8 protein-coding genes, 1 pseudogene and 1 riboswitch are annotated in these 8,591 nt (G+C 50.9%); of the genes and pseudogenes, 8 read left to right on the top strand and 1 reads right to left on the bottom strand.

Features of this window, described 5'->3' with window-relative positions; translation table 11 throughout:
• Positions 1–6: 6 nt before the first annotated feature.
• The 3 genes from CPT76_RS07400 (at position 7) to rsmI (ending at position 2,105) form a co-directional block, all read left to right on the top strand.
• Positions 7–345: an initiation-control protein YabA gene (locus tag CPT76_RS07400; RefSeq protein ID WP_219845389.1), complete on the top strand. Its 339-nt coding sequence runs from the start codon at positions 7–9 to the stop codon at positions 343–345.
• 111 nt (positions 346–456) lie between these two features.
• Positions 457–1,224: a tRNA1(Val) (adenine(37)-N6)-methyltransferase gene (locus CPT76_RS07395; RefSeq protein ID WP_105442443.1), complete on the top strand. Its 768-nt coding sequence runs from the start codon at positions 457–459 to the stop codon at positions 1,222–1,224.
• The gene (rsmI, locus tag CPT76_RS07390) at positions 1,221–2,105 is read left to right on the top strand and encodes a 16S rRNA (cytidine(1402)-2'-O)-methyltransferase (protein ID WP_105442442.1); all 885 of its coding nucleotides are present in this window, start codon (positions 1,221–1,223) and stop codon (positions 2,103–2,105) included. Before CPT76_RS07395 ends, rsmI begins: the two co-directional genes overlap by 4 nt.
• 304 nt (positions 2,106–2,409) lie before the next feature.
• Here rsmI and CPT76_RS07385 read toward each other — a convergent pair whose 3' ends face one another.
• Positions 2,410–2,664, bottom strand: coding sequence for an AbrB/MazE/SpoVT family DNA-binding domain-containing protein (locus tag CPT76_RS07385; RefSeq protein ID WP_036712714.1), 255 nt, complete (start codon positions 2,662–2,664; stop codon positions 2,410–2,412).
• A gap of 323 nt (positions 2,665–2,987) precedes the next feature.
• Here CPT76_RS07385 and CPT76_RS07380 point away from each other — a divergent pair, with 323 nt between their 5' ends.
• The 5 genes and pseudogenes from CPT76_RS07380 to rsmA all read left to right on the top strand — a co-directional run bounded on the left by CPT76_RS07380 (position 2,988) and on the right by rsmA (position 8,537).
• Positions 2,988–4,268 (top strand): HD domain-containing protein, encoded by a 1,281-nt coding sequence (locus CPT76_RS07380; protein WP_105442441.1) that lies wholly within the window; start codon positions 2,988–2,990, stop codon positions 4,266–4,268.
• A 124-nt stretch (positions 4,269–4,392) separates the two neighbouring features.
• Positions 4,393–4,996: pseudogene (locus CPT76_RS07375) on the top strand (TatD family hydrolase).
• Positions 4,997–5,201: 205 nt separating this feature from the next.
• Positions 5,202–5,428, top strand: a riboswitch (cyclic di-AMP (ydaO/yuaA leader).
• 270 nt (positions 5,429–5,698) lie between these two features.
• Entirely contained in the window at positions 5,699–6,868 is a 1,170-nt protein-coding gene (locus CPT76_RS07370; protein WP_105442440.1) for a resuscitation-promoting factor, read from the top strand.
• A 227-nt stretch (positions 6,869–7,095) separates the two neighbouring features.
• The gene (gene rnmV, locus CPT76_RS07365; RefSeq protein WP_105442439.1) at positions 7,096–7,650 is read left to right on the top strand and encodes a ribonuclease M5; all 555 of its coding nucleotides are present in this window, start codon (positions 7,096–7,098) and stop codon (positions 7,648–7,650) included.
• Positions 7,647–8,537 (top strand): 16S rRNA (adenine(1518)-N(6)/adenine(1519)-N(6))-dimethyltransferase RsmA, encoded by an 891-nt coding sequence (gene rsmA, locus CPT76_RS07360; RefSeq protein WP_105442438.1) that lies wholly within the window; start codon positions 7,647–7,649, stop codon positions 8,535–8,537. The genes rnmV and rsmA overlap by 4 nt, the downstream gene beginning before the upstream one ends.
• The last annotated feature ends 54 nt before the right edge of the window (positions 8,538–8,591 follow it).

Raw genomic sequence — 8,591 nt, 5'->3', positions numbered from 1 at the left:
GCACACATTCAAGAGATGGAAACACAAATGGAGCAGGTTCACAGTGATCTGGGTGAAATGAAGCTTCTCATCAAAGAGCTGCTGGAGGAAAACAACCGCCTGAGCCTGGAGAATGAGCAGCTGCGCAAAATATTAAAAGGAGCCATACCGGAGGAAGGATCCCCGCTGCCACAACCGGCCCATGCCACAGCAGAGCAGGAGCATGAGATCGAGGACGTGGTGGGGGAAGGATACGACAACCTCGCGAGGCTGTATCACGAAGGTTTCCATATATGCAACGTCTATTATGGACATTTGCGCACAGAAGGCGATTGCCTTTTCTGCCTGTCTTTTCTGAATAAATGAAGCCGTAGGATAACTCCCTACGGTTTTTTTCAATGTTTTTATGGTTTACAATGGTTTTATGTAAAAGTACCAAGGAAGGTTACCCTATGCTGCAGAGAAGGAAAATGAAGAATGAAAATTGATAAATCACAGGTAAGCCTGCGGCCGACGGAACGTCTCGACGATCTGCTGACGCATGATTTGCATATTATCCAAAGCGACGAAGTGTTCAGCTTTTCCATGGATGCGGTGCTTCTGGCACGTTTCGCGGGGATTCCGGCCAAGGGGAGAGTGCTCGACCTGTGTACGGGCAACGGTGTCATTCCGATGCTGCTCACAACCCGTACCGCGGCGGCCATCGAAGGTATTGAAATTCAGCCCCGTCTGGCGGACATGGCCCGGCGGAGCGTGGAACTGAACGGCTTGAATGAACGGGTTCTCATCCGCGAAGGCGATTTGCGTGAGCTGCATAAGGAGACCGGGCACGGTGTGTATGACGCCATTACGGTCAATCCGCCCTATATGCCGCTGAACGGCAGCGATATCAAGCTGAATCCTCACCAGGCGATCGCCCGCCATGAAATCAACTGCACCCTGGAAGAGGTTATTCAGACCTGCTTCAGATTGGTCAAGCCCGGTGGGAAAGTCAGCATGGTTCATAAGCCGCAGCGGCTTGCAGACATTATATCGCTGATGCGACAGCATCGGCTGGAGCCGAAACGGATTCGCTTTGTTCATCCGAGGGCCCACTTGGAGGCGAATATGGTGCTGGTCGAGGCGATGAGGGAAGGCAAGCCGGAGGTGCGGTTGCTGCCGCCGCTCATTGTATATAATGAAAATAACAGCTATTGTCCGGAAATTCTGGATATTTACTACGGAGCTAAAGAGGGAAAAGAATGAGTCTGAGCATACAAAGCAGTTTTCAGGAAAAAGAAGAGGGCGCGCCGGGTTCGTTATACCTGGTGGCCACGCCCATCGGCAATTTGGAGGACATGACATTTCGGGCGGTAAACACGCTAAAGGCCTGTGACATCATCGCCGCAGAGGATACAAGGCAGACGCGCAAGCTGCTCACCCATTTCGACATTTCCCCGTCTATGTTATTCAGTTATCATGAGCATAATAAGACGGCAAGCGGACCCGAATTAATACGCTATATAATAGAAGGAAAAAATTTGGCTCTCGTCAGCGATGCCGGTCTACCGGCAATTTCCGACCCTGGGGCCGACCTCGTCCAGCTGGCGTTGGAACAAGGAATTTCCGTTATTCCGGTCCCGGGTGCCAATGCTGCGTTATCCTCCCTGATCGTGTCGGGACTTCCGACCGAGCGCTTTACGTTTATCGGTTTTCTTCCCCGGGAGCGCAAAGAGATTCAAGCGGTGCTGGAGCCGCTGCAGGTGGCATCCGGAACGCTGCTGTTTTACGAATCGCCTCATCGGGTAATGAAGACACTCAAGGCCATCCTTGAAATTCTCGGCAATCGGAGAATTGTGCTTGCCCGTGAGCTGACCAAGCGATATGAGGAGTTTGTCAGGGGAACCATTGAAGAGTGCCTCGAGTATCTGGAGGAGCATGCTCCGCTTGGCGAATACTGCCTCGTACTGGAAGGCGCGGATCCGAAGGAGGAGCAGAAGCAGCGGGATGCTTGGTGGCAGGAGCTGACCGTGGAAGAGCATGTGCAGCATTACGAAGGGGAAGGGTTGCCAAGGAAAGACGCCATGAAGAAGGCAGCCGCCGACCGCGGCGTTTCCAAAAGAGATGTATATAACGCGCTATTGTAACGAATGCAGTGGTGAGGAGCAGTAGGTAGAAGAGAGAGATTTGGTGGGTAAACCACACTTTTGAAAAAACAGTCGCCTTTTATAGGGATGAAAGTTTTTCCGAGGTTAGGTAATTTGTGGCAAAATGGAAGCAGCCGGGGTAGAACGCATCGTGCGGCTGCTCCTCTTCTCCTTGAAGCGGTCATAACGCCGACAATCAAAAAAATGCCTCCCACGGCCGGGTTCTAAGCCGAGGAGACACCAAGGAGATATGAAAAAGGTTAGAATTAACAATTTGAATTACTCTTATTATATACTAAAAATCTTAATTTGTCACAGGTGTTGGGATTTCTGATATGCAATCGTGACAAACAATTTTTCCTTTGAAGTAAGTAACATTCTCGGCATTGCCGCAGAAGATGCAGGCCGGTTCGTATTTCTTGAGCATAATACGTTCTCCGTCCACGTAAATCTCAAGTGCGTCTTTCTCTCCAATGCCCAAGGTACGGCGCAGTTCAATGGGGATAACTACCCGACCCAGTTCGTCTACCTTTCTTACAATACCAGTTGATTTCATCATAACTGATCATTGCTCCTCTCGCCATAGTTTTAAAATGTCATAATTCGACAACGTTCTCTCTTTAATGATATCAATAATACCAACGATTCCCAAAACAGTCAACCAGTAAATTTGGTTCAATAACCTTACAAATAGCATAACAGCTAGGAAATCACTCATATCAGGATTCTTTTCCAATTATATCGCCTTGGTAGTATAATGTCGATTTGGAAAACCTTAATTCTGCTTATTTCGACATGTATCGACACAAATTGTCAAAAATATTTCAAAATTAAAACACTTAACAACCCGAATTTCACAAAATGAATGGAGTTGACCTGAACATGAACCCACTAAGTGAGGAAAAAGTTTTTAAAGATCCGGTTCACAATTATATTCACGTCCAGGACTCCACGATTTGGAGGCTCATTAATACAACCGAATTTCAGCGCTTGCGGCGGATCCGGCAGCTTGGAACCTCGTATTTGACGTTTCATGGAGCGGAGCACAGCCGTTTCTCCCATTCTTTAGGGGTATATGAGATTACACGGCGGATTATTTCGCAATTTGAGCGAAGCGGGTATTCGGATTGGCCGAAAGAAGAGAGGCTGCTGACGCTGTGTGCGGCGCTGCTGCACGACCTAGGACACGGCCCCTTTTCCCATTCGATTGAAGAGGCCTTTCATATGAATCATGAAGACTGGACGCGCCGGATTGTCACCGGAGATACGGAAGTGAATGATATATTGAGCGAGATTGCCTCGGACTTCCCGGACAAGGTATCCGCCGTCATCGCGAAGACCTATGATAAACCGATCGTGGTGAACCTCGTTTCGAGCCCCCTGGATGCCGACCGGATGGATTACCTGCTTCGGGATGCTTATTACACCGGGGTGAACTACGGCACGATTGATATTGACCGTATTTTACGGATGCTCCGTCCTTATCAGGGCAGAGTGGTGGTCAAAGAGTCCGGGATGCATGCCGTGGAGGATTATTTAATGTCCAGGTACCAGATGTACTGGCAGGTCTACTTCCATCCGGTAACCCGCAGTTCAGAAATTATTTTGCGCCAAATTTTCCGGCGGGCCAAGGAGCTGTACCAGGATGGTTATCCATTTGGCTTTATGGTCGAGCCGCTGCCGCAGCTCTTTGAAGACAAACTGGACGTGCAAGCTTATCTGAAGCTGGACGAGGCGCTGATTCAAACGGCCTTCCTCCAGTGGTCCTATGAGGACGACCGCATACTCAGCGAGCTGTGCACCCGATTTATGCACCGTAAACTGTATAAATATGTAGAAATGGACTCCGTCGATTTGGAAATGATCGATGAAATCCGCCGGGAGTTTGGACAAGTCGGAATGAACCCAGAATATGATCTGGAGATTGATTTTCCGACCGATCTTCCTTACGATGTATTTCGTCCGGGTGACGAGTCGAGCCAGAAACAGATCCTGCTGCTCGACCGCCAGGAGCAGCTGCGGGAAATATCCGAGGTGTCGGATATTGTCCGTTCCATCAGCGGCATTCACCGCGGGAAATATCACTTGTATTATCCGGAAGATAAACTGGAAAAGGCGATAACCGATCTTTCTCCTTCGATTTCTCGCATTTTCAAGCTTTAATGACAAAATACCGTACGAAAAGGAACATGGGGTACCGACAAGAAGGGAGTTCAAATTCATGGAACTGTTCGACACGCACACCCATCTGGATGCGCAACAATTCGACGAGGACCGGGAGCGGGTCATTGACAATGCCGTACAAGCCGGTGTAACCCGGATGATCAACGTTGGCTTTAACCGGGAGACGATTCCATCGACGATGAAGCTGGTGGAAACGTATGATTTTATATATGCGGCCATAGGCTGGCATCCGCAGGACGCCGTTTTTATGCAGGAAGGCGATCTGGAGTGGATTGCATCCTTATGCAGTCATCCCAAGGTGGTGGCCATCGGTGAAATTGGACTGGATTACTACTGGGACACCTCGCCGAAGGATGTGCAGCACCGGGTCCTCCGCCAGCAGATCGGACTGGCCCGAGAGCTCAACATGCCAATTGTTATACATAACCGGGACGCCCATGAGGATATTGTGAAAATATTACGGGAAGAGAAGGCCGGCGAGGTCGGCGGCGTCATGCATTCGTTCTCGGGGAGCGGTTCCGATGGACAGGCTGCTCATCGAAACCGACTCCCCTTATCTCACGCCGCATCCTTTCCGAGGAAAGAGAAACGAGTCGGCAAACGTCCGTCTGGTCGCTGAAGCGGCAGCCCTGATTAAGGGGGTTGACCTGGAGGAAATTGCCCGGATTACCACCCAAAATGGGCTGGAACGATTTGGAATTGTGTGAAATCGGGAGAAAAACAGCCGAAAAAATGAGCATGAGCGAATGATTAAAGAATTTTAACAAACAAAACGCCGAATATTACATTTTTTTAACCACTTTTTCAAATAAACGTGGTTGATTACCGCTTTACAACATGCATCAAAACAGGATATCATCTTTTCAGTGAATCATTGAGCTGTCGTTAAGGTCTTACCTTCGCAGCTTTCATGAACCAGTCTCGCTGAGTCTCCCGCATGGGAGAACGGGGGAACCAATACTGGAGCGGGTCATGACAGACCGGAAGTGGTCCCATGCTCGCAAGCGTATTTGATTTCTTTCTTGGGTCTCTGGGGTGAATTGAACGGCTTTACGCCATGAGCGTAAGGACGCGAATAGGGCGGCTCTCTTTCGCCCGAACCCGACAGCTAACCCCGTAAGCGGATAAAGAGAGGTACCCTCGTGCATGACAATTCCGATATTCAGACATCCGGAAGCCACGAAAGAGTCCTCGTAAGCTCTTTTCTATCGGCTTCTTTTGTTTTGAATAAAGGAGAGGCAGTCATCATACTGTTGTATAACAGGAGGTGACAAATCATGATGGAGAGATTGGTTCATGGTGCAAGAACGCATGCTTTCTGTGGGTTCTTGTAAAAAATTGAGTATAGTCGCGTCAAATACAATCATGCATAACTCTAGACGGCGAGGCTATGAAGGAGGATCGAGAAAGTGGGCGTTTTCCAACCAGAGAAGACCCATGATTCAAAAATCTCCAGCATGTCTTACGCATTGCGATGGAAGCATGAGAATTTGCGCCAGATCTCCACTGCAGCTATCGTTTCAATCGCGGTTACCCTGATGATCTTGCTGCTCGTGTACAGTCAATCGCGAAAACAAGTTTATTTGGTAGTAGACGGTCAAATGAAATCTGTACAGACCAATACATCTTTACTTCAAGAAATGCTGGATGAGCAGGAAATCAGTCTGAAACCCGAGGACCAAATATCGATGCCGCTGAGCGGGGCTATATCCGACGGCGACAAGGTCGTGATCGACCGCGCGAGTCCTGTGAAAGTGACGGCTGATGGTGCAACGAAGCATTTGTATACAACGGCCAAAACGGTCGGCGACGTGCTGAAAGAAACCGGCGTCAAAGTCAAGGAAACGGACATTGTGACTCCGGCTGTCGAAACGGCGGTCTCCACCAACACGGACATCCGGATCGTCCGGATGAACAAACAAGTGGTACAGCGTCATGAATCCCTCCCCTTCCGGGTGGTCAAAACCTCCGACCCCAGCATTTACAAAGGCGAGTCGCGGGTGATTCAGCAGGGAGCTCCTGGCGTCATGGTGCAGTACATTGAGAAGAAGTACAAAGACGGCAAGCTGGTGTCCATGAAAATGGTGGGCAAAAAAGTGCAGACGGTGACCAAGGATAAGGTCATTGCCGTCGGCACGAAGAAAAAGCCTGTTCCCGTAGTGACCGAAGTCAAAGCAGCCGTTGCCAAAGCTTCTTCTACCCCTGCCAAGGTGAAGAAGGTCAGCAGCAGCAGTAACAACCGGGTCAGCAAGGCCGGCGTTGACTTTTCCTACAAGAAGCTGATCAAAGTATCCATGACCGCTTATTCGTCTGGCGAGTCCGGAGTCGGCACACGCACCGCCACAGGAACACGCGTCACGGAAGGCCGCACGATTGCGGTTGATCCAAGCGTCATTCCTTTGGGATGGTGGGTTTACATTGAAGGCGTTGGCTTCCGTCGTGCGGAAGACACAGGCGGAGCCATTAAGGGAAATAAAATCGATATATACTACGATTCCGTCCAGCAGGCACGCAACTTTGGCCGTAAATCCGGCCTTAAGGTATACGTGATCGGTCCGGTCAAACCGGAGCTGAACTAATTTCGTTTTACTTTGCCATTCTAATGTTATAGTATTATGATCATGAAAATGTCATGCTAAAGAAGAGGAGCTTTCCTCTTCTTTTTGTTGTTAATTTACAGCAGTTTGTCTATACCGGGACCCGCAAAGTACCTGAACAGGCATCACGGTTATGCCCACTTGCAGGGATACTTGGCTGTCCGGCGGCATTGACGGGTATAATGTACTCGAAAGGAAGACAGGAAATCATGATTAAAGAAGTCATTGTGGTGGAAGGCCGGGATGATACCGTGGCCGTGAAGCGGGCGGTGGATGCCGATACGATCGAGACAGGCGGCTCCGCCATCAATGCGCGTATACTCCAGCGGATCGCGCTGGCTCAGGAGCGGCGGGGGGTCATTGTGCTGACGGACCCGGACCACGCCGGCGAAAGAATCCGCAAAATCATTTCGGCCAAGGTGCCCGGCTGCAAGCATGCGTTTATCCCGGAGGCCGATGCGACCCGCAAGGGGGATATCGGTGTGGAGAACGCCTCGCCTGCGGCGATCCGCAGAGCTCTGAAGCGGGTTCACACCTCTTATGAGGGCGCGGAAAGCCAGATCGACATGGAGGACCTGATGGAGGCGGGGCTGCTGGTGCACCCGGATGCCGCCGCCCGGCGGATGGCGATGGGCAACCTCCTCGGTATCGGCTACTGCAATGGCAAGCAATTTTATAAGCGACTCGCTATATTTCAAATATCCCGCGAAGAATTCGCGGATGCGCTTGCCCGTATCGAAGATGAAGGAGGCCGGACAACGTGAACGGCATGGACGACATCGCCACACCAAGGCGAACCAAAGAAATCATCCAGCGCCACGGCTTTTCATTCAAGAAGAGCCTGGGGCAAAATTTTTTGATCGACCAAAATATTTTAAATAAAATCGTGGATGCGGCCGGACTTGATTCCACCAAGGGTGCCCTGGAGATCGGTCCCGGTATCGGCGCCCTGACCGAAAAGCTGGCCCAGCAGGCAGGGGCCGTCACGGCGGTTGAGATCGACCAGAGGCTGATTCCGATCCTCGAGGAGGTTCTCGCCCCATACCCCGGCGTAAAGGTTCATCATGGGGATGTACTGAAGACGGACCTCGCTGCGCTGTTTAAGAGCAATTTTGCCGGTGTATCCAAAGTCAGCGTCGTGGCCAACCTTCCGTACTATGTGACGACGCCGATCTTGATGAAGCTGCTGGAGGAGCGGCTCCCGCTGGAGAACATCGTCGTGATGATCCAGAAGGAGGTGGCGGACCGGATGGCCGCCCGGCCGGGCACGAAGGATTACGGCAGCCTGAGCATTGCCGTGCAGTATTACAGCGTGCCGGAGCTGGTGTGCATCGTGCCGAAGACGGTATTCATTCCACAGCCGAATGTTGAATCGGCAGTGATCCGTCTGGCCGTGCGGGAACAGTCGCCGGTTGCGGTTGACGATGAGCGGCATTTCTTCGAGGTGGTACAAGCATCGTTTGCTCAGCGGCGGAAGACGATATCGAACAATCTGAAGAGCCGCTTCTTCCCCAAAGAGGGACGGGAGCGTCTGGATCAGCTGCTGCAGGCAGCGGGAATTGACCCGTCCCGCCGCGGCGAGACGCTCAGCATTGAGGAATATGCCGTGCTTAGCAACCTGCTTCGGAAGGAAGGCATCGGCTTAAATTAAACAAAAGATGAACCAATAGGGGGATTCGCCCATACCATGGGGTAGGGGTGATGT

It is taken from the genome of Paenibacillus sp. AR247, from assembly GCF_002968895.1.
Lineage (GTDB): Bacteria > Bacillota > Bacilli > Paenibacillales > Paenibacillaceae > Paenibacillus_AQ > Paenibacillus_AQ favisporus.
The sequence above is the reverse complement of the archived record's forward strand: the minus strand, read 5'-3'. Positions and strand labels throughout refer to the sequence as shown.